The organism is Candidatus Obscuribacterales bacterium (genome assembly GCA_019744775.1).
GTDB lineage: Bacteria > Cyanobacteriota > Vampirovibrionia > Obscuribacterales > Obscuribacteraceae > SBAT01.
Genome location: JAIETZ010000002.1, coordinates 633,316 through 652,638 on the forward strand (window position 1 = coordinate 633,316; position 19,323 = coordinate 652,638).

Here is a 19,323-nt window from a genome sequence, read left to right on the forward strand (position 1 = left end):
TTGTCTTTCACCCGCCAGCAGGCTTGTCAAGCCTCGGATTGGTCGCGGGACTTTTGATGGGATATAGAAAATGGAAGTTAAGGACACGGATAACGCTCAAGAGACATTTGAAGAAGAAAAAGGCAAAGACGCCGAGCGCTCGCGCTGGTACACCGACGTGGTGACAGGTGCCGAGCTTGCCGACTATTCACCCGTCAAAGGTTGCATGGTTATTCGTCCCTACGGCTATGCGCTTTGGGAAAACCTCCAGCGTGCTCTTGATCAAATGATCAAAGACACCGGTCACCAGAATGCTTACTTCCCGATGTTCATTCCGGAGTCATTTCTCAACAAAGAGAAAGAACACGTCGAAGGCTTCGCTCCTGAGTGCGCCATCGTCACGCATGGCGGCGGCAAGAAGCTGGATGAGCCACTTGTTGTTCGTCCGACATCAGAAACAATCATCAACCATATGTTTGCCAAATGGGTGCAGTCTTGGCGCGATCTGCCGATTCTCATCAACCAGTGGGCAAACGTTGTACGTTGGGAAATGCGTACACGTATGTTTTTGCGTACAACCGAATTCCTCTGGCAAGAAGGGCATACTGCACACGCAACCGAAGAAGAAGCAGAAAAAGAAGCGCGTGTGGCATTAGAAATGTACAGAGTGCTTGCCGAAGAATGGATGGCATTGCCTGTTATCACCGGTGAAAAAACAGAAGCTGAGCGTTTTGCCGGCGCTGTAAGAACATATTGTATTGAAGCAATGATGCGCGATGGAAAAGCATTGCAAGCAGGAACATCACACTTCCTCGGACAAAACTTCGCCAAAGCATTCGACATTCAATTCCAAGCACCGGAAGGTGGACTTGAGCACGCCTGGCAAACAAGCTGGGGAGTTTCAACAAGACTCATTGGCGCCATCATCATGGGACACGGCGACGAGAAAGGCTTGATATTGCCGCCGAAGCTAGCGCCAATACAAGTTGTAATCGTGCCTATCTACAAGAAGGAAGACGAGAAAGCACGTGTTCTGGATCGCTGCCGTCAAATTGCTGCCGAGTTGAAGCCGACAATGCGCGTATTCTTAGATGATCGCGATACACAAACTCCTGGTTGGAAATTCAACCATTGGGAGCAGAAGGGTGTGCCGTTGCGTCTCAACATCGGACCGCGTGACGTCGACAGCAACGTCGTCGAAATTGCTCGCCGCGACACCGGCGAAAAATTGCGCGGCGTAAGCCAAGACGGACTCGCTGCCGAGTTGGGTAAACTTCTCGAGACTATTCAAAAAGCAATCTTCGAACGTGCTGTGCAATTCCGCAAGGAGCATAGTGTCACCATCGACAACTACGATGACTTCTGCGCCAAGCTAGACGAAGGCAACTACTTCATCGAAGCTCACTGGTGTAAGTCCGGTCAGTGCGAAGCCCAAATCAAACAAGACACCAAAGCAACAATCCGCGTAATTCCATTCGACTGGAAACCACAACCAGGGAAATGTATCCGCTGCGGTACCGCGTCGGATACAAAGGTAATCTTCGCGAAGGCGTACTAAGCTGAGCCAACCCGAACTCCAACCACAAGAGAAAAAGAAACCCGCCGCCGGACCGATTGCCGGAGTCGTAGGTGTTCTCGGGCTTATTCTCCTGAAATTCAAGGGCGCGGCCCTCATTGCCCTCAATGCTCTGTCACTAGTCAAACTCGGCTGGCTGCTCAAGGGCTTCTCCACGATGGCATTAAGCCTCGGCATCTACACAATGATGTTCGGCTGGAAGTACGCCATCACAATTATTGTCTTACTCTACATCCACGAGATGGGGCACTTCATCGTGATGCACTTCTACGGACTCAAACCGAAAGCCCCCGTCTTCGTCCCGTTCGTCGGAGCATACACCGCCATGTCTACAGTCCCTGGCGATCTTGCAACGCACGCTTGGGTAGCCTACGCAGGTCCATTCATCGGCGGACTAGCCGCCTTCGCCTCTTTCCTCCTCGGCGTCACCACCGGCAACACCTGGCTCATCGCAGCCGCCAACACAGGCGCCATTCTCAATCTCTTACAACTTGTCCCCATCAAACCATTCGACGGCGGCTTCATCGCACAAAGCATCACGAAGTGGTTATTCATCCCTGGAGCAATTCTGCTCGGCTACCTTGCTTTGACTCTTCGCTCACCCCTGCTCATCATCATCGCCGTCGCATCAATCTTCGTCATGTTTTCCCAATTCCGCAAAGGCGCCGATCCAGAAGCTGAGCGTTACCCTGCAACCCCCATACAACGCATCTTCATCAGCCTAAGTTACATTGGCTTAGCAATCGCGCTCACCTATCTCTTCATGCATTCACATATCAGAGCACCATACGGACACCCTTAAAGGTAAAAAATTGTCCGTGTCTCGTTGCCCTCGCAGAAGCGCATTGCAAAGCAACTTCCCTCCTCCTCCGTAGGGGCGCATTGCATGCGCCCGTGCCCTTAAAGGTAAAAAAGTGCCAAAAAGCTAAAAAAGGGAGTGAGATCACTCCCTTTTTCTTAGCCCTTACCTGTCCGGCTCGACTTTATAAATTGATTTCAGATCTTCACCAGCAATATCACATGCCGACTCGAACTCATACGAAGCCAATCGCATCATATAGTCAATTCGTTCAGCCATATTTTCTTCGTGAGCGACATAGAGATCGCGAGACGTCTTCACACTATCCTTGGCATGTTGCAAAAGCTGTTTGACTCTTGCCAAACGCGGAGTCTTCACGCTAAGGCGCGATTCCAATATGGCGATTCTCCCTTCTAGATGAACCATTGCCACCGTAAGCCCGTGATCAGTCATGTCGGTTCGCAAATTCGCATCTGACTGTTCTTCAGGTTGCGATTCCGCTTGCTGATCTGTGGATGCTTGCTGCTCCATGTTTCCCTCAGATGACGACTCATTGAAACTCTCTGGCTCGGCCTTCTCTGTTGCGATAGTACTCGAAACACTTGGGGCCATATTGGTGTTTATATCCGCATCCACATGGGCACTCCGCTGATGACAATTCCAGCCAACAAATCCCAAAACCAATGCTGCACTTATCACCATACCCCCGATTAAGTTGATTTTCATTTCAGTTCCTCCAAATGATCTGATTCGTCTTTCTTCCAGCCTCCGGGCGGCAAGCAACGCTTACCGGGGAGTCCTTCCATTGCTTCGATTTTGGTGATTCTTCCATCGTCGGTATAAGGCACAGCCTGCACCTTTTCCAAAACCGAGTCGATGCAACATCCAGGCAATTTGCCGAACCACTTACGCACAGCATCTACGCATGCCGCAGATTCGTCCTTTGCATATACGTCAACGGGTGCATTTTGGCTGCCTGTGTTATCCAACACACGAAACCACTTTCCTATTTCTTGTGTGCTCATATTTTTTCTCCAGGTGTAGTAATACGTTGTTCCAGAGTTCGACAATTGAAGACAATCTCCGGCAAACGCTGAAGGACTCATTTCCCCTAGCGCTTATTTCAAAATACTTACTGGTCTTAAGTTTCCGGCTGAGATTTCTCGAATTATCAAATGCTGATACAAATACAAATTTGAAACTAACAAAGATCAATTTCTAATTTCTTGTAGTCATAAGGTATTAACTAGTAATTGCCGCACAATTGATTGAGGCGCAGCTAGCGCTAACCCGATGCGGGCGCATGCAATGCGCCCCTACAAAACCACTTGCACAAGCTAGCGCTAGCAGATATCGACGTAATTCCCCCACTATATTCTTGGCCAGTTATTTGTTATTTGAACTTCTCAATTGCTAGGGTACTTACATAACTGTCTTATAGATTTTGGTAATTAAAGCATCGTAAACGCTTAACCACCCAACCTTTTCCTTAACCGCCTTGAGAGCTACCGGCTTTCGGGGCGGTTCGCTTTTGATACACAGGAGCAGCAATGAACAGAAAAACAAGAGCCGAACTCAGCCAACACATAGGTGACCGCATCGGCAATAGCATTTTTGCAATCGAGACTAATTTCGACACGCTAGCTCGACGTCTTGAGCGCGGTGAAATCGACAAAGTCAAAGAACTTATCCCCGCCATTCAGCGCGGCATGGAAAACGCCAAAGAGCGCAAACGGGAAATCTGCCGGGAGTTAAATGCGCCTATAAGAATTGGCATAACCGGCGGCATTGCTTGCGGCAAAAGCTCCGTTAGCCAGGTCCTGAAAAGCAAAGGAGCGCTAGTCATCGACACTGATGAAATTGCGCATGCATTGCTCGCCGGACCAAATCCAACTTACGATGCCGTGCTTGCTCGATTCGGTGAAGACATCGCGACTCATCCCGGCGGTCCCATTGATCGCAAGCGGCTAGGTCAGATTGTCTTCAGCGATCCGCAAGCCAAACGTGACTTGGAAGAAATCACTCATCCAGCCATTGACGCAAACATGCTTGAGGCAATGGCACAACACTCACCAGGACAAGTCGTAGCCGTTCAGATTCCACTCTTATTCGAGTGCAATATCGACAAGCGCGGCTACTTCGATGAAATCTGGGCAATCACAGTCGACCCGGTAACACAGCTGGAAAGACTGATGAAGCGCAACAACCTGACACAAGAGGACGCACTTAGGCGCATCAACTCACAGATGAGCCAATTTGAAAAAGCCCGGCGTTCTACGCGTGTCATAGACAACAGCGGCACCCCGATGCAAACACGAAAGCTCGTCTTGAAACGACTACGTTCAGTCAAAGAGAAATTCCAATAGTAGTTCGTCTTTTTCGACCCAAGGAGACTCCGTTATGGAAACACAATCCATCCTAATTGTCAGCGTCGCACTGGTAATCCTGGCTGTTGCCTTCATTGCCAAATCGATCATCAAACGACACAACAACAAACGTGCATGGCATGACTATTGGTCCGACAAGGGCACCTTTGGCCATTGTGGACAAAACATCAAATGTCATTGCATGCGCCCTGGGAAACCTTCGGGACCCTGGGACCTCTCCTATTTCTTCAGCAAAGAAGAGAATGACGAGATGGACCGGATTATAAAAAGATGCGCACAACTAAACACCGTAAATTTTGAAGGGGGTAAAAATGAAAAATGAAATCAACCGGCGCAATAGTCAGAAATTGAGAAGTATCCCTGGAAAACTCATCTTGAGCTTCGCCGGCAACAAGAAGTCTCGCAAGCCGCAATTAATGCGCTGGATCGGCGCTAAATGCGATTGCTGCGGCGTAGGTCCCAACTTCGTGGCGACAAATCTGAAGTTAAACGCAGTGTCATAACACACATGGAGAAATCACAATGGCTTTGATAGGAAGAATAAATCGAGAATCTTATCGCAAGACTCGGAGAAGAAAACGTTCACGCACTGAATTCCGCCTTCCCGAGCGCCAACGTATCACTACAGTCGAGAAGTACGCCAGAAACGGATACGAACACATTCTCTCCGCGCAATACGTTGACGGAACACGCCGAGCCAGTCGACTAGAACTCTATTCGGGCAAACGTCTTGCCGTGATCGAGCTAGAAAATGACTCGTACAAAATCACATATGCACATCCAACGCCGTACACACGGAAAGTGGTTGAACTCAAATTCAATCAACGAATCGGCACCCTTACCTGGCACGAATTGGAAGATGACGGCACGGTAGGTCCGAAACAGAAATGCACTATTGAAGAGCCCCTTCTGTCCACTGCCTTTCTGCTTCTTCTCTTTCCAATTGGCTGGTGCATCCTGCCATTCCGTTCACAGTTGAGCAGCATTTCTCAAAGCTGGAATTCGCTGCTTGATTCGGTCGCTGACGCATACAGCGAACGCTAGTTTATCCCGTTATCCCTAAAACAATTTGCTCGACAGGTCTATGTACGACCCCTTCGCCTACTTCAGCATGTTTAACCTCGGCCTTCCAGAGTACCTGGAAGTGCTGCCAAGCAAGCTGTACAACTTGGTCTTCATCTTTGACAGACTACCCTGGGTGAATGACGGCATCAGACATGAAGGTGACAAATTTGCGAAAGCAATCGAGCCGTTTTTCAAGAGCAACTACACCCACCGCGGCGTAGATCTCATCCACGTGCCTGTCTTCACATTCACCGAAGATGATCTTACCGATGATGAGTTACAAAAATTGTCGAAAGAAACAGACTACGAAACTCGTCAAGCTAATCTCAAACAAGTACTCATCGACAAATCCATCGCCAAGCGTGGGCAATACATCATTGGCAAAATAAAAGCCAATTTCCCGGAAGTCGAACTTCCAGCAGGAGTGTAACAACACTCTGACCAACAGGCGGCGCAGACACGAGTCTGTGCCGCTGTCTTAGAACACGGGCGCATGCAATGCGCCCCTACAACTGCCCGACGAAAATGTCGCCATCGTCATAAAACTTGAGATGACTAATTAGTACTCTCCTGAAGAGGCAGCTACTCAGCCCGCCTCTTCAAGTTTATCTACGCGATTTTCCAAAGACGTAATTCGTGTGTCAGTCCTATCAGCTCGATCGCTCAGAGCGATTGAGCTGGCAGACTGCACATGTACCAAAGTATCCAACTGTTGATTAGTCTTTTCCAACTGTCGCTCTACATTGCTGAGCCTGGTATTGGTTTGATCCAGCCTGTCATTGGTTTGATCCAGCCTGTCATTGATTCCATCTATCCGCTCGCCCAAACTGGCTTCAACTGAACCCAACCTTACATTGGTTGCATCTATCCGCGCCCCCAAGCTAGCTTCGACTGAACCTAGCCTCATATTAGTTTCGCCGATCTGCCCGGCAAGCAACTGAAACCCAGTGTCGAGCTTATCCCTAATTGACTCCAACAGTTTAATCTCTGTGCTCATTTATTAGCGCTCCTTGCATTTGTCTTGCTACTAATAAAGACGGAAAAACTAGTAAAAAGTTCAATACCTTTACAGCCATTCTATCAAAATTAACCGACTGACAAATACGCCTATTTTTTGAATATTTACTACTATTTCATGTAGCATATACAAGAAAAACCAATTTTGTATTGAGTACATATGGAACAATGGTGATAAGTAGCCGTCGATATCAACCGTGTATTACTACCTGGCGGGTTGTTTCATGCACAAGTCTCTAATATTAACTGCCATGTTTTTGCTATCCTCGCCGGCTTTCGGGCAGGACTCGCCCATAATGTTGCAGGGCAAGGCTGAGAAGAAACACCACGCCAAACATTACGATGCCGATGAGCCGTCGTTGGATGCCTATTCATTTAACAAACAGACTAATGCAGCGACCAACGCCATAGGTGTTGAAGATCAGGCGATGATGATCGAGTGGGACAAATGGCGCAATAGATTCTCGCGCAAAGTGTGGCTAAAGCTAAATGAAGAATTGACCGGAGGATTTTGTATTAATTTCGGCGGCATTTTACTAAGCACGGGCGAGGGTTCGGGTTATCGCTTCCGCAAAGGAATTCAAGTTACCTTTATGTGTGACGTCACAAACGACAGGCGCATTCGGAATCTACATGTCACTGACCCATCAGGCGACCCTACATACGATAATCTGGTACTCGCTTGCGTACAATCACTTGATGGCAAACATTCGCTGAAATTTCCGGAAGGTTCGAGACGAACAAAGGTACGAACAGCGGCAACTCTAAGAATCGGCAAAGCCTTTTTCCATGAGACAAAATACAACGACAATGAAGTTGTAAAACTACCAAGTGGGAATGACTAGTACTTTGTGATAAGGTAAAAATAGGACTCCCTATAAACAAATGGAGGGCACGACTATGCATCAATCAAGAAAATTCGACACAGCGCGCCACTTTAGAATTCCCAGAGATCCATATCCTGGTAGTAGGGAAATAAATTCACTAGATGATATCCCGGATTTTCAAACCTCAGAAGACGAATGCAGATTCTGGAAAAACTTCCACATGAGCCAAGACATGCTGGACGATGTGCCGCATTCTTTCGATGATGAAGAAGGTGCAACTTAGTGCGCGAAGCCGCATCACGGCGAAGCGAAGATCTCACATGTTAAAGACGTGAGATCTTCGACTGTCGCCTCAGAATAACGAAACCACCTATTTCAAAACCAGCTTGCTTCTTCTCTCTTCCAACATCGCAGCTGCAATCGCCTTAGCTCTGTTGCTGCAATCCTCAATTGCTGCTACAAGAACAGCCTTAGCTTCGTTCTCATCGTGTGGCAATGCCGCCATCACTATTGGTTCGCCGATAACTAAGACGGCTGCAACGTTGTGCACCATCTCGCCCCGACGAGCTGATTTTCTACCAACCTCATTGAAATAGCGGCGAAGACCACCGACCGTTTCGTCTTGGACATACGCAACCGCCATGGGAATTCCGGCAAGAGTTGCATCGTTTGTTCTTTCCACAACGGCTTTGGCAATACGCAATGCACCAGGTTTAAAATCCGCATCAGAAATCACATTGTTGCGTACAAGTTTTCCTTGCATGAAAATCGTAAACGCAGCACGCTGGCCGTCACGCACCATTGCTTCGATTGCTGCTTCCAGCGCACCACCACGTGATTGTCTTTTCTTGTTATCTACGGCAAGCGCACCGGTAAACGCGGCAAGGCGTTTTCTAATGCCAGTTAGCTGATCACGAGCCGCCATATAACGCGTTGGTCGTCTCAATTCAGGAAAGACAACGGACCAGTCCGCTTCATCGACGTGCGACGGCAAAAATATCACGCGCTGGTCTTTGACTTTGTCGATGTTTTCTCTGCCGACGATGGTGCATTTACCGGCTAACAGGAATCTTCCGATGTAAGACGAAAAAGCCATGACTTTTGTCGCACGAAGTCCTGGAGTTGGCGGTATGTAGCCGTCTTTGGAATGCAATTTACGCCCGTGATAATTCCAGTAACCGTACCACCAAAGAAGAACCACCCCGATAAAGACGAGGGTAAGTGAAATCGCTAAGCTGTTCATTTGTCCCCTCCTTTCAGGGTATTGCTGATAAAGGCTAGAAGGTCAGTTGCGGTTAGAAGTTGTCCGGGTTTTTCCGCTAAACGTTGATAGTTTTTGGCGCAGCCCAAGGATAACTTATACGTGGGTGGCAAAACATCACTTAGTTTACCCTCTTCCACTTTTTGGATGGTGGATATCCAGGTTTCCAAACGAATCGATGTGCCCGTTGCTTGGAAAAGCTTTTCAAGCTCTTCGATAGATCGTCTGCACTCAGCATGATGGCGAGGACCAACCTCGCATGCGAGAAATAGAAATACAGAACTCTCCGTCCCATGCCCACACGCGGGCAGGGACACTGGTAATTGTGTCATAGGGATTATCTCCTAAAAATTACGGTGGGTTGGCACGCCCGTAGATGGCGTGTTGTGACTTACCGCCATTCATAACCCACATTTGGGTTCCATAATCGTAGTGCCACCACTCGTAGGGATAGTTGGTGAATCCCACAGCGATCATCGCACTATATAAAAGTCGTCGATTGCGCCTTGCTTCGGCAAAGCTGGCGCTGTTAGACGGTCCTAAATTTTTCTCGTAGTAATCCGAGTTGCTAACCTCCGATGCATCATCGAAAATTCCACCCATAAATACCTCTCTCTGCGAGCCAATCTCACGCAGAGTTAGATCAACTGCACCGCCTGTGATGTGAGTCGGCCAAGTGTGCCAATCATCTTTTTTGAATGGTCCGGGATTTGAGCAAAATTTACCGGCAAATTCGACACATGCTTCCTCAGACGGATTGTTCAGAACTTGCTTTGCTTTACCCAGAAAATAACTCCAGAGTTCACGTTGCAGCTCAATCGGTCGATATCCATCGAGGAGCACAATCTCTACACCGTTCGGCTTGAGAATTTTGTTGACTTCGGTAAGTTTCTTCGCCACGCCCTGTCGAACAAATACTTTGTTCAGTGCCGAACTGAATTTATGAAAGTAAGGCGGGTTGAGTTTGTCTTGTGCGTAATAGCTTCTTGCAGCAAGGCCAATCTTACTCACATCTACCAATGGCTCATTTGAACCTGCCATATTGTCAATGGGTATGTTGCGATAATTGAGGGCAGTGGGCGCATCTTTCATCAACGGAATGGCTTGCTCGTCTGCGAAACAAGGCGAAAGACAAAGCAAAGTCATTGACAACAACGCACAATCACTGAGTCGCCAAGAGATCTTCAACGTCGCCCTCCTTCGAAAGTACGAACTTATCCCAGTTGCTTTGGAAGAGCAACTAGAAGAGAAATAGAAAGTACCACTTGATTTGTAAGACTTAGTGCCTAAAGAAGTTCAATTTGAAATTGCATAAGAACACTAGTTGAAACTCCTAGTGCAAAACAACAGTTGTAAGTTGAATGAGTTAGAGTCAACCTTTCTCCTCTTAGCGCAATTAGCGCAATCACAAAAATCCACGCATTCAAAGGCTCACAGGCTCTCGTTAGACAGAATTGCCCCAATTGCCAAGTTGACAAGATTGATTTGAAGTTCAATTTCAAATAGTTTTTGTTTGTATTTAAGTAATTACTTCTTACTGGTTTTTCAATTAGACCTCAGCCCGAAATTCACGCGCAATTAAAGCTTCAAGATTTCCATGCAATAAATTTGCCTGGTGGATTTTCAAGAGACCAAACGAAACATGTCCGTGGTCTAATATTTCCTATAAAAGGAAATACCAAATGAAGGAACTAGCTGAACAAGCTCTTGATGTTGCTACCGGTTTGGGCGCAAGTTATTGCGACGTGCGCATCATCGATTCGGAAGCTCAATTTATCGAAACCAAAAACTTGCGCGTGTCAGCCGTAAATTTCGGCTCGAGTTTGGGCGCAGGCATTCGCGTGCTCTACAACGGCGGTTGGGGATTTGCTTCTACGCAGGATCTATCGCGCCAAGGCATTGAGCAGGCAATCAAACGTGCAGTAGCAGTTGCCAAAGCAAGCTCGCAAGTCATGGAAAAACCCATTGTATTGGCACCCGAACCAGTGCATGTGGACACTTGGTCTTCACCGTGCAAACAAGATCCATTCACAATTAGCCTAGAGCAAAAACTCGCCGTGTTGCTCGATGCGGCGAAGATTATTACATCCGTCAAGGGTGTAACACTAGCCACAGGCAGCATGGCTTTCATCAAGGACAAGAAATTTTTTGCCTCGACGGAAGGCAGTCGAATTGAACAAAACTTCGTTCGTTCGTCGTGCGGCGTTGTCGCTAACGCAACCGATGACCACGACAGACAAAGACGGTCATATCCAAGTTCGTTCGGTGGACAGTGGGAATTAGCCGGTTGGGAAATGGTCGGCAAATGGGATTTGCCCGGGCACGCTCAACAAACAGCCGAAGAAGCAGTGGCATTGCTCACCGCTCCCGTTTGTCCGCAGGGAACCAAAGACTTGATTCTTGGTTCGTCGCAATTGGCACTGCAAATTCACGAGAGCACCGGTCACCCGACAGAGCTTGATCGCGCACTCGGGCAAGAAATCAATTACGCCGGCGCATCTTTTCTCACGCCCGACAAATTAGGCAAATTGAAGTACGGCTCGCCAATGGTCAATCTAGTTGCAGATGCAACGACCAAAGGCTCACTGGGGTCATTTGGCTATGACGACGAAGGCGTACAGGCTCAGTGCGTGGACTTAGTCAAAGACGGCATCTTCACTGGGTACTTAAGCTCGCGTGATACAGCCGAACTCATTGGATTAAAACGCTCCGGCGGATGCATGCGTTCAGAGTCCTGGAATAGAACACCCATCATTCGCATGACGACAATTTCTCTTTTGCCGGGTGACTCTGGTGAACTAGACAACATCATCTCCGACACAAAAGACGGCATCTACATGGAGACCAACAAAAGCTGGTCTATCGATCAACTCCGCTACAACTTCCAATTCTCGACGGAAATCGGCTGGGAAATTAAGGACGGCAAGCGCGGTCGCATGTTCAAAAATCCAAGCTATGGCGGCATCACGCCAGAGTTTTGGAATAGCTGCGATGCTATTGCCGGCGAATCCGAGTTCATCACTTGGGGTGTTCCCAACTGCGGCAAAGGTCAGCCGTCCCAAACAATGTGGACAGGACACGGCGCCGCACCAGCACGTTTTCGCAATGTCAAAGTCGGCATAGCCACCAAAGTATAAACTCACGACACAATAGGTCTTCAATGCTCACCGAACAACAGCTAAAAACCTTGATTAACACAGCACTTGATCACGCTCGCGGCAAGACTGATGGTGCTGAGGTGCATGTCTTTTCCTCGGACTATGCAACATCGCGTTTTGCCAACAACAGCATGACGCAAAATCAAGCACCTTTGCATACGTCCGTATCAGTACGTGTGCTGGTCGACGGTAAGCAAGCGAGACTGACAACAGACAAGCTTGATCCGGACAACATTCGCAATGTAGTCGACAAAGCAATTGTCGTAGCCAAACTCTTGGAAAACGATCCAAAGCTTTTGCCTGTTCTTTCCCCGTCTGGTTTGCCGCCAATAAAGCCGGTAGATCGATACGACGAAAAAACCGGCAAACTTTCGCCAGAAGATCGCGCCAAGGCGGTTACTTCAATCATCAATGTCGGCAAACCAAAGACTCTAAAAGCGGCTGGAACATATTCCTCCGGCGTGCACATGCAAGCTATGGGCAATTCCGCCGGACTATATCGCTATCACCAGGAAACAGGTGCAGGTTGTTCACTGACAATGTGCGCCAGTGATTCAACCGGCTGGGCGAAACAAGAACAGCCTCATGTTGCATCACTGCATCAAGTAGACATGGCACAAAGCGCAGCTTCAAAAGCTGTCGGTAGTGCAGATCCACACGAGATTGACCCTGGTCATTACACAGTTATTCTTGAACCATCAGCCGTGTTGGATATGCTGGGGATGCTCTGGCATGACTTCACAGGCACGAGTTACACCGATAAGCTTTCATGTTTTCTAGACAAACTAAACACGAAAGTATTCGGCGATAACATTACTATCCACGACGATGTCTATCATCCCTTGCAGGCAGGCGCGCCGTTTGACGGCGAAGGCGTACCACGCAAGAAAGTGACTCTCGTAGAAAAAGGAGTTGTGAAAAATCTTGTCCATGGTAGGCGCAGCGCCAAAGAATTCGGCGTTGAACCAACCGGACACGGACTAATGGAACCAACCAGTCAGGGAGAGTATCCGGTCAACATAGTGGTAGAAGGTGGGGATACATCTGTGGAAGAAATGATACGTACAACAGACCGTGGAATTTTGCTTACACGAGTTTGGTACGTACGTGAAGTTGATCCGACAACTAAGATCGTGACGGGCATGACCCGAGACGGCACTTTTCTCGTAGAAAACGGACAAGTAAAGCACGGCGTAAAAAACTTACGCTTCAACGAAAGCATCATCGAGATGCTCAATCGTGTCATTGCACTTGGCCCATCAGTGCGCATAGCCGGCGAGGAATCATTCCCCGCAGTTGTGCCCCCGATGAAAGTTGCCTACTTCAACTTCGAATCAACAACGAAATTTTAAACTAACAACAGTGTAACAACAGAGCGCCCCGGCGCTCGTTTTGTGCTGCTTGCGGTGCGGTGTATGCCGTGCCGTTGGCACTGCCACGGAGGTGTGGCTATGAAAAAGAAAAATTCCAAAGGAGCAAAATTCACAAAGCGACAGCCCCCAAAAGAAGCGATTGAAGTCGTTTACGGCGGAGGCGGTATCAAAGGCTTTGGACACATTGGTCTAATAGCGGCACTTGAGGAACACAATGTTGACACCGGCGTACATACTGGTGTTTCCATTGGTTCGGTGATCGCAACATTGGTCGCTAATGGCTACAAAGCCAGAGAAATCGAGACCATATTCCTCAAAGAATTTGGCAATATCGATCCGGATTTGCTTGGAAAAACTCTGCGCTGGCGCGGACTCAAACGCTTCTTAAAAGCTGGCGGCTTAATTGACTTCAGCGAACTGCTGAAAGACATCTGCCAACGCTACGACTTGAAGCCACAACCCAACTTGCGCATCATCGCTTTCAACGTTCGCACCTGCGAGGCCGTTGTTTTCGAAGGCACCGACTACTGCTTGCATGAAGCTCTTACAGCATCATGCTCGATTCCCGGTATCATGCGCCCGGTTTGGTATGGTCGCAACTGCCACACCACCGACGAAGATATGAGCCACAAACCAGTCGATGTACTGGTGGACGGTGGACTTCACCACCCAAATCCAGGCAACTTCTCGGAGCATCCGGCAATCATCAGCGCGCTCGGCTTTGCCAGCAAGCTGCCCAGTCGTTTGCTATCGCCTGCCGATTTCCTATTTCACATGATTGAGCTTTTCGGTGCGGCATTGTTTCAGTGGTGCTTCGCTGATCTCGAACCTGATCACATCGTAATCAAAGTCGGTGCGCCCAACGTCGGTATCGTTACTGCCGGTCTCACTCTAAAAGAGTGCCGCAAGCTTATCGACCACGGCTACAAAGTCGCCAACAAAGAGATCAAGAGAGCGATTCAACAAAAGCTAATCCCCATCAAAAAATCAAAGGAGTGCTAGTCATGGCTTCCAAAAGAATACCCATTCATAGAAAACGGATGAGATCAGAAAACGCCAACGACTCGAGCAATCGAGTCTTTGGCGGACACATTCTGGCTGAGATTGACGAAGCCGCAGTATTCGCTGCCGAACAGCTATCGCCGTCTCAGCAGTTTGTGACGGTCGCATTCGATCGCGTCATCTTCAAAAAGAAAGTGCTTGTCAGAGACATCTTGCTTTTCTACACGACAATAACCCACATCGGCAATTCGTCGGTAAAGGTGCATGTCGAAGTACAGACGAAGCGCGACGGCGCAACTATCGTCGTAACAACCGCCGATGTCACAATGGTTGCAATCGACGAGAATGAAGAATCCACACGGGTGGTGACTAATCAACGCAAGCGCATCAACAAGCAACACCTAGACGAGCACTGCGCACCCGTCCCCAAGTGTCCGCCGACTCAGTCCTGAACCGTAGGGGCGCATTGCATGCGCCCTTTCCCTTTGTCATTCTTCGCTTCGCTCAGAATTACTTTTTTTGATCGCTTCTACGACTTTCTATAGTATATCTCAACAAAGAAAATTGGGAGCAGAGTAGTTACTCCGTTCCCAATTCCCAAGCGCTGGTTACTGGCCCAAGCCAGCCGCGAGTGCACGCAGCTCAGCAGCTCGTTTATCGGAGTTGATGCGTTCATAGGCATCAGCCAGCAAAACGAGCGACCGTTCTATACCGGCCCTATCATTGGAGCCTGCAAGTTGCTTTTTCAAATCACGCTTGATCGCAGCACGCAGCGCCAGAAGCGCGCACGTTATTGCAAGGCCATAACCGCGATCTTGCGCCAGCTGAAGCTTGCAAGTTTCGGTGTATAGCGCTTCAAACATGTCTGTCGCCATGTCATAGCCTGGTTCCAATTTAGTTTGGACTTGCTGCAAGATGTCTCCTACATCTGTTCCTTCGAATTGGCATTTTTGTGACATAACAACTAGCACTTGCCGCAACGACGCGAGGTTGTCTTCAGTTATCTCAGAATCGCCGAGGCGATCAACGACATCCAGAGCTTTCAATGCGGCTTGTCGTTTTTCACTGATCAAATCAATGTTGTCCACTCTCAGCAAATGACGACCGATTTGATCCGGACACACATGCCGATAGTTGAGAATCTCGCGCTCTTCGCGTCGTTTTGTTTCTATCGTGAATTTAGTTGCCATTACAACTCCTCCATTTGTTTTTCAACTGTCGAATTATTTGCGCATATCCCTTCAAGCACCCAAACGGCATCGACCAATCGTCTGGAATTGAATATTCCAGGCGATTGGCGTCCGATGTTAATCAGCCTATTGCTGGTCGATGGCACCTGCGAAAATTAGAGAATTATCCGCACTACTGATCGTTAGACGATACGCACAACAATTGCCGATTTTAGGCATTTGACCGGGATAATTGACACAGGAGCGCAGTAGCGTCTTAATGACAGCGCTATGCGTTGCTACACCTATTTGACTGTACTTGTGCTTCCAAAGAAATTGAAGCAATGCGGAACTTGCCCGTTCATGAACTGCAGCAACCGTTTCCACAAATGGTAAGGTTTGACTGAAGTCGTCATCATCCATCTCAGGCAGCTTTTTGAATCCTAACTTACTTTCAATTTCAGCAACAGTTAGCCCTTCTGCCTTCCCGGCATCAAATTCGCGTAAATGTGGGGTGCGAAATATTGATATGTGTAGCCTTTCAGCAACTGCCTCTGCTGTTTCCACAGCTCGAAGTAGATCGCTGCTAACAATGCACTCTATTTTAGTGTCCGCCAACAGACCAGCCAGCAACTTCGCTTGCTCTCTGCCTAAGTCATTCAAAGGTATATCAGCATGCCCTTGCCATCTGCCAGCTTTATTCCAGTCTGTTTGACCATGTCGAAAAAGAATCAATTGATGTTGCATATGCCTACCTAGCCATATAACCTAGTCTAAACGATTGCCGCTCATAGAGTTATAATTACTCATCTTCATCATTCAGGAAGTGATTAAGAATTATCCAGAGGAACACGAATGGGACAGACAAATAACGAAAGCTACCTTCCGAAAGTTGGTGTTGGAATTCTATACCCCACTAATTTTTACAATCAGGCTAGAAAACTGCAGTTGCAAATTGCACAATCCACATCCAATTGTGACGGATTGACTCAAAGTCCTCACGTCACCATCAAACGTCCCTTTCGTGTGGATAACATGGTCGGTGCTTTAGATGCAATCAGAGAAGTTCTAAGTAATCAAAAAGCAATAACATTGTCTGCCAATGGCTTAGGAAGCTTTCCCACTGGAGCAGTCTTTCTCAAGATCAACCCCACTGATGAACTAAACATGCTGCATCACAAGCTTCTATCAATCCTGAAACCGTTCGGAGTAGAGCCCGACCAGTTTGAGGGAGCGAATATGCTGTTCCACACATCGCTAGCCCTCAATCTAAAAGGAGAACAATTATCACAGACCTTGGACCTCCTGCACGGAATGGAAGAGTTGCTTCGATTTGAACTTTCCTCTCCGGATTTTGGTCTATTCTATGAACTGTCCCACAATCGGGGTTGGTCGATTGGAGAAAAAATCTCCTCACATACCTAGACTTCTCATTTTGAGAGAGCTGAGCAATTCGGCGGCGGAATCAATTGGCAGCTCCTGTGCTCGCAAGATAGAGGCTATGTTTTCGATTACTTTGGGATAATTTTTATAACCCAAGTAATCTTCACCTGTTGCTCCATCCGTGCCAGCGAGAAGGGCCGACATCCTGTTCTCAAACGTGGGCAAAAGCGATCGACTGGCACAAAGATCGTAAGACAGAAGGCTAAGGTTTTGCTGGGCAGCAAAAACAAAACCCTCAGCCGCCAATGTGCCACCAGTTACATGGGGTGTGGTCAACGCATTAAACAACAGACGATGTCTGATTTGAATGGACCCTAAGAACTCTTTTGATTTCTTAACCGGCGGAATCTCTATAGATCCATGGGCGCCAAGTTGAAGTCCAGACAGGTTAACGGCTGCGCGCAAATCGTCCAAGCTTACACAGAGCTTGTTTCGAAAAGGCACTTCGTTATCTATCGTCAAGCCATTTCCATTATGAAAGGCTCGGACTGTTTTTCCAATCAAATTGGTCAGTGCTTTTGTCACTTTAGGTACAGCGACAAAGACATCAATGTCAGAACTGCGACGTTGTGCACCGTATGCCATTGAGCCATAAACGCAGACAAAGTAAGGTGTTTTATCCCCAATCGCCGCGTCAATTTGCCGCAGCAATGAAGCGATAAGCGGATTGTATTCGCTGGCACTTAGGGTGCCCTCTTGTAACGGCGCAAACGAATTGCCTAATCCTGCCGACAGGGCGCTCACCACCTGGCGAGATTGCTTTTCGGATTCCTGTCGACATAGCAAGCGCACGTACTCAACCATTGCGTCAATTTCCGATTCTGTGGTCAAGGGATTACCGCACATGAATCTAAGCGGATAAATGACGGCTCCCGGACATATAACTCCATCATCAGGAATACTGAATTGATGAAGATGATATTTGCCTTCTTGCAATATTCGCTTATGTACAGCCCTGCTAATCGCATTCATCTCTGCCACCGTTCCAAGTGCACCGTTGCCATCGTAAATAAAGGCAACAGCGTTAATCTCAGGCTCGTTCAGAGTAATGAAATCTTTGTCCTCTTTTAACTTGCCATGAAGATATTTTGCAAGTGCGCATCGACGCTCAATAAGCTCCGCCAATCCACTCTTGCCGAAGTTCTTCATCATAAACCACAATTTCAAAGAGTTCCAACTGCGACTGCCCAGGAATGGTGTAATCTGCCCGAACGCAAAATCTTCCGACATGATCAAGTCCGAAGTAGTCGTTATCAACTGCATCTTCTGCGGTTCTCGCACGAGCAGCGTGCTTACAACATACGGCGTCAGCAGAACCTTGTGAGGATCCGTCGTCACACTGTCGAATTTCTCGATACCGCGAATTCGCTCTTTCAGAACAGGACTAAATCCGAGAGAGAATCCGTGACAAGCATCAGCATGCAGCCAAATGCCAGGGTCGATATCACGAACTAAATCATGCACGGATTCAAAATCCTCCACTGTCATCGTTCTGCTGTCACCAGCATAGGCAACAACAGCCATGATTTGCCCCTTATGCGCTTTCAAAGTCTGCTCGAGAGACTTCAGGTCGTATTTGTAACCGTTCGTTTTTACCTGAAGCAACTGATTGCCACAGCCAAGCCAACGTTGTGCTGCACGAACAGAATAATGTCCAATGCCTTCAGGAATAACAATACGAAACCGCGATCCGGGTGAGACGCCCTTATTCATGACGTCTTCACCATGCGCCTCTCGTGCAAGCATCATAGCCAAAGCATTACTGAGAGTGCCACCAGATGTGACTACCCCTCCGACATCCCAAATGTTGCCTATAGGATAAGTATCGTACCCAACGGCTTCTCTAAGCCACTGCAGCACAGCGATTTCAACAAATGTTGCTGACGGCCCACAGAAACTTTGGTTTATCAAATTCTGCTGCAAAAAGTCCGCAATGACAGCTCCGGAAATTGATGCCACTGAATTTGCGGCATCAGGGAAACCCATGAATCGGGGGCTGGCAAAATTCGTGCAAAATGGCAAAACCAATTCCTCGAATTCCCTGAACAAATCATCCATTGATGCCGGATCTCTATCAAGCGTGGTTATGATGCGAGACACGTCATCTGCTGAAATTGACTTTGACGCTACAGATTCCTGCAACTTGAAATTCATGCCAATTTCGACAGCGCGTTGAAGATTTTTCAAAGCCTCCGCTTTATTATTTGGTCCCAGTATAAATTTCTCAGTATCCATAATATCTCCTTTGCACAAACGACCCCACTTCA

23 protein-coding genes are annotated in these 19,323 nt (G+C 47.9%); 14 read left to right on the forward strand and 9 right to left on the reverse strand.

Translation table 11 applies throughout. The annotated features are described in order from the left end of the window. Window positions 1-70 precede the first annotated feature (70 nt). Together proS and K2Y22_06390 are read left to right on the forward strand one after the other, a co-directional pair. Complete coding sequence (gene proS, locus K2Y22_06385; protein ID MBX9878071.1) at window positions 71-1,537, forward strand: proline--tRNA ligase; 1,467 nt, start codon at window positions 71-73, stop codon at window positions 1,535-1,537. 175 nt (window positions 1,538-1,712) lie between these two features. Further along, complete coding sequence (locus tag K2Y22_06390; protein ID MBX9878072.1) at window positions 1,713-2,357, forward strand: hypothetical protein; 645 nt, start codon at window positions 1,713-1,715, stop codon at window positions 2,355-2,357. A gap of 162 nt (window positions 2,358-2,519) precedes the next feature. Here the strand turns inward: K2Y22_06390 and K2Y22_06395 are convergent, their stop codons facing one another. Next, window positions 2,520-3,080, reverse strand: a complete 561-nt coding sequence (locus K2Y22_06395) for a hypothetical protein (protein MBX9878073.1) — start codon at window positions 3,078-3,080, stop codon at window positions 2,520-2,522. After that, the gene (locus tag K2Y22_06400) at window positions 3,077-3,379 is read right to left on the reverse strand and encodes a hypothetical protein (GenBank protein ID MBX9878074.1); all 303 of its coding nucleotides are present in this window, start codon (window positions 3,377-3,379) and stop codon (window positions 3,077-3,079) included. Before K2Y22_06400 ends, K2Y22_06395 begins: the two co-directional genes overlap by 4 nt. Before the next feature lie 525 nt (window positions 3,380-3,904). On the opposite strand from K2Y22_06400, the gene coaE reads away from it, so the two are divergent. Genes coaE through K2Y22_06425 form a run of 5 tightly spaced genes read left to right on the forward strand, consistent with a single transcriptional unit; the run spans window position 3,905 to window position 6,236 of the window. After that, window positions 3,905-4,720 (forward strand): dephospho-CoA kinase, encoded by an 816-nt coding sequence (gene coaE, locus K2Y22_06405; GenBank protein MBX9878075.1) that lies wholly within the window; start codon window positions 3,905-3,907, stop codon window positions 4,718-4,720. Between the two features lie 34 nt (window positions 4,721-4,754). Continuing rightward, entirely contained in the window at window positions 4,755-5,063 is a 309-nt protein-coding gene (locus K2Y22_06410) for a hypothetical protein (GenBank protein ID MBX9878076.1), read from the forward strand. Then, complete coding sequence (locus K2Y22_06415) at window positions 5,053-5,244, forward strand: hypothetical protein (GenBank protein MBX9878077.1); 192 nt, start codon at window positions 5,053-5,055, stop codon at window positions 5,242-5,244. The genes K2Y22_06410 and K2Y22_06415 overlap by 11 nt, the downstream gene beginning before the upstream one ends. A gap of 19 nt (window positions 5,245-5,263) precedes the next feature. Beyond that, window positions 5,264-5,785, forward strand: a complete 522-nt coding sequence (locus K2Y22_06420) for a hypothetical protein (GenBank protein MBX9878078.1) — start codon at window positions 5,264-5,266, stop codon at window positions 5,783-5,785. A gap of 40 nt (window positions 5,786-5,825) precedes the next feature. Further along, window positions 5,826-6,236 (forward strand): ATP-binding protein, encoded by a 411-nt coding sequence (locus tag K2Y22_06425; protein ID MBX9878079.1) that lies wholly within the window; start codon window positions 5,826-5,828, stop codon window positions 6,234-6,236. 156 nt (window positions 6,237-6,392) lie between these two features. Here the strand turns inward: K2Y22_06425 and K2Y22_06430 are convergent, their stop codons facing one another. Further along, window positions 6,393-6,803, reverse strand: coding sequence for a hypothetical protein (locus tag K2Y22_06430; GenBank protein ID MBX9878080.1), 411 nt, complete (start codon window positions 6,801-6,803; stop codon window positions 6,393-6,395). Window positions 6,804-7,119: 316 nt separating this feature from the next. Here K2Y22_06430 and K2Y22_06435 point away from each other — a divergent pair, with 316 nt between their 5' ends. Together K2Y22_06435 and K2Y22_06440 are read left to right on the forward strand one after the other, a co-directional pair. Further along, a complete protein-coding gene (locus K2Y22_06435; protein MBX9878081.1) occupies window positions 7,120-7,668 on the forward strand; it encodes a hypothetical protein in 549 nt (182 codons plus the stop codon). 55 nt (window positions 7,669-7,723) lie between these two features. Next, window positions 7,724-7,933 carry a hypothetical protein gene (locus K2Y22_06440; GenBank protein MBX9878082.1) on the forward strand — a complete coding sequence of 70 codons (210 nt, stop codon included), beginning with the start codon at window positions 7,724-7,726 and terminating at the stop codon, window positions 7,931-7,933. An 87-nt stretch (window positions 7,934-8,020) separates the two neighbouring features. Here K2Y22_06440 and K2Y22_06445 read toward each other — a convergent pair whose 3' ends face one another. From K2Y22_06445 to K2Y22_06455, 3 genes are read right to left on the reverse strand one after another with little or no spacing between them, the layout of a single operon-like run. Then, window positions 8,021-8,893 carry a 1-acyl-sn-glycerol-3-phosphate acyltransferase gene (locus K2Y22_06445; GenBank protein ID MBX9878083.1) on the reverse strand — a complete coding sequence of 291 codons (873 nt, stop codon included), beginning with the start codon at window positions 8,891-8,893 and terminating at the stop codon, window positions 8,021-8,023. Continuing rightward, on the reverse strand, window positions 8,890-9,243 hold the full coding sequence (locus K2Y22_06450) for a hypothetical protein (GenBank protein ID MBX9878084.1): 354 nt from the start codon (window positions 9,241-9,243) through the stop codon (window positions 8,890-8,892). Before K2Y22_06450 ends, K2Y22_06445 begins: the two co-directional genes overlap by 4 nt. A 19-nt stretch (window positions 9,244-9,262) precedes the next feature. Further along, window positions 9,263-10,099: a hypothetical protein gene (locus K2Y22_06455; GenBank protein MBX9878085.1), complete on the reverse strand. Its 837-nt coding sequence runs from the start codon at window positions 10,097-10,099 to the stop codon at window positions 9,263-9,265. Window positions 10,100-10,593: 494 nt separating this feature from the next. Here K2Y22_06455 and K2Y22_06460 point away from each other — a divergent pair, with 494 nt between their 5' ends. The 4 genes from K2Y22_06460 to K2Y22_06475 all read left to right on the forward strand — a co-directional run bounded on the left by K2Y22_06460 (window position 10,594) and on the right by K2Y22_06475 (window position 14,896). Continuing rightward, window positions 10,594-12,048, forward strand: a complete 1,455-nt coding sequence (locus tag K2Y22_06460) for a TldD/PmbA family protein (GenBank protein MBX9878086.1) — start codon at window positions 10,594-10,596, stop codon at window positions 12,046-12,048. 23 nt (window positions 12,049-12,071) lie between these two features. Next, on the forward strand, window positions 12,072-13,421 hold the full coding sequence (locus tag K2Y22_06465) for a TldD/PmbA family protein (GenBank protein ID MBX9878087.1): 1,350 nt from the start codon (window positions 12,072-12,074) through the stop codon (window positions 13,419-13,421). Between the two features lie 99 nt (window positions 13,422-13,520). Beyond that, window positions 13,521-14,444, forward strand: a complete 924-nt coding sequence (locus K2Y22_06470) for a patatin-like phospholipase family protein (protein MBX9878088.1) — start codon at window positions 13,521-13,523, stop codon at window positions 14,442-14,444. A 2-nt stretch (window positions 14,445-14,446) separates the two neighbouring features. After that, complete coding sequence (locus K2Y22_06475; GenBank protein MBX9878089.1) at window positions 14,447-14,896, forward strand: acyl-CoA thioesterase; 450 nt, start codon at window positions 14,447-14,449, stop codon at window positions 14,894-14,896. Between the two features lie 156 nt (window positions 14,897-15,052). On the opposite strand, the gene K2Y22_06480 is transcribed toward K2Y22_06475, so the two are convergent. Next, window positions 15,053-15,634, reverse strand: coding sequence for a hypothetical protein (locus K2Y22_06480; GenBank protein ID MBX9878090.1), 582 nt, complete (start codon window positions 15,632-15,634; stop codon window positions 15,053-15,055). 126 nt (window positions 15,635-15,760) lie between these two features. After that, a complete protein-coding gene (locus K2Y22_06485; protein ID MBX9878091.1) occupies window positions 15,761-16,360 on the reverse strand; it encodes a histidine phosphatase family protein in 600 nt (199 codons plus the stop codon). Between the two features lie 108 nt (window positions 16,361-16,468). On the opposite strand from K2Y22_06485, the gene K2Y22_06490 reads away from it, so the two are divergent. Next, window positions 16,469-17,038, forward strand: a complete 570-nt coding sequence (locus K2Y22_06490; GenBank protein ID MBX9878092.1) for a 2'-5' RNA ligase family protein — start codon at window positions 16,469-16,471, stop codon at window positions 17,036-17,038. Here the strand turns inward: K2Y22_06490 and K2Y22_06495 are convergent. After that, on the reverse strand, window positions 17,027-19,291 hold the full coding sequence (locus K2Y22_06495; protein MBX9878093.1) for a nucleotidyltransferase domain-containing protein: 2,265 nt from the start codon (window positions 19,289-19,291) through the stop codon (window positions 17,027-17,029). The genes K2Y22_06490 and K2Y22_06495 overlap by 12 nt on opposite strands. Window positions 19,292-19,323 lie beyond the last annotated feature (32 nt).

What these genes read in the sequence shown, in the direction of transcription:
- proS (MBX9878071.1), top strand. Translation starts at nt 71, where the DNA reads ATGGAAGTTAAGGACACGGATAACGCTCAAGAGACATTTGAAGAAGAA.
- K2Y22_06390 (MBX9878072.1), top strand. Translation starts at nt 1,713, where the DNA reads ATGGCATTAAGCCTCGGCATCTACACAATGATGTTCGGCTGGAAGTAC.
- K2Y22_06395 (MBX9878073.1), bottom strand. Translation starts at nt 3,080, where the DNA reads ATGAAAATCAACTTAATCGGGGGTATGGTGATAAGTGCAGCATTGGTT.
- K2Y22_06400 (MBX9878074.1), bottom strand. Translation starts at nt 3,379, where the DNA reads ATGAGCACACAAGAAATAGGAAAGTGGTTTCGTGTGTTGGATAACACA.
- coaE (MBX9878075.1), top strand. Translation starts at nt 3,905, where the DNA reads ATGAACAGAAAAACAAGAGCCGAACTCAGCCAACACATAGGTGACCGC.
- K2Y22_06410 (MBX9878076.1), top strand. Translation starts at nt 4,755, where the DNA reads ATGGAAACACAATCCATCCTAATTGTCAGCGTCGCACTGGTAATCCTG.
- K2Y22_06415 (MBX9878077.1), top strand. Translation starts at nt 5,053, where the DNA reads ATGAAAAATGAAATCAACCGGCGCAATAGTCAGAAATTGAGAAGTATC.
- K2Y22_06420 (MBX9878078.1), top strand. Translation starts at nt 5,264, where the DNA reads ATGGCTTTGATAGGAAGAATAAATCGAGAATCTTATCGCAAGACTCGG.
- K2Y22_06425 (MBX9878079.1), top strand. Translation starts at nt 5,826, where the DNA reads ATGTACGACCCCTTCGCCTACTTCAGCATGTTTAACCTCGGCCTTCCA.
- K2Y22_06430 (MBX9878080.1), bottom strand. Translation starts at nt 6,803, where the DNA reads ATGAGCACAGAGATTAAACTGTTGGAGTCAATTAGGGATAAGCTCGAC.
- K2Y22_06435 (MBX9878081.1), top strand. Translation starts at nt 7,120, where the DNA reads ATGTTGCAGGGCAAGGCTGAGAAGAAACACCACGCCAAACATTACGAT.
- K2Y22_06440 (MBX9878082.1), top strand. Translation starts at nt 7,724, where the DNA reads ATGCATCAATCAAGAAAATTCGACACAGCGCGCCACTTTAGAATTCCC.
- K2Y22_06445 (MBX9878083.1), bottom strand. Translation starts at nt 8,893, where the DNA reads ATGAACAGCTTAGCGATTTCACTTACCCTCGTCTTTATCGGGGTGGTT.
- K2Y22_06450 (MBX9878084.1), bottom strand. Translation starts at nt 9,243, where the DNA reads ATGACACAATTACCAGTGTCCCTGCCCGCGTGTGGGCATGGGACGGAG.
- K2Y22_06460 (MBX9878086.1), top strand. Translation starts at nt 10,594, where the DNA reads ATGAAGGAACTAGCTGAACAAGCTCTTGATGTTGCTACCGGTTTGGGC.
- K2Y22_06465 (MBX9878087.1), top strand. Translation starts at nt 12,072, where the DNA reads ATGCTCACCGAACAACAGCTAAAAACCTTGATTAACACAGCACTTGAT.
- K2Y22_06470 (MBX9878088.1), top strand. Translation starts at nt 13,521, where the DNA reads ATGAAAAAGAAAAATTCCAAAGGAGCAAAATTCACAAAGCGACAGCCC.
- K2Y22_06475 (MBX9878089.1), top strand. Translation starts at nt 14,447, where the DNA reads ATGGCTTCCAAAAGAATACCCATTCATAGAAAACGGATGAGATCAGAA.
- K2Y22_06480 (MBX9878090.1), bottom strand. Translation starts at nt 15,634, where the DNA reads ATGGCAACTAAATTCACGATAGAAACAAAACGACGCGAAGAGCGCGAG.
- K2Y22_06485 (MBX9878091.1), bottom strand. Translation starts at nt 16,360, where the DNA reads ATGCAACATCAATTGATTCTTTTTCGACATGGTCAAACAGACTGGAAT.
- K2Y22_06490 (MBX9878092.1), top strand. Translation starts at nt 16,469, where the DNA reads ATGGGACAGACAAATAACGAAAGCTACCTTCCGAAAGTTGGTGTTGGA.
- K2Y22_06495 (MBX9878093.1), bottom strand. Translation starts at nt 19,291, where the DNA reads ATGGATACTGAGAAATTTATACTGGGACCAAATAATAAAGCGGAGGCT.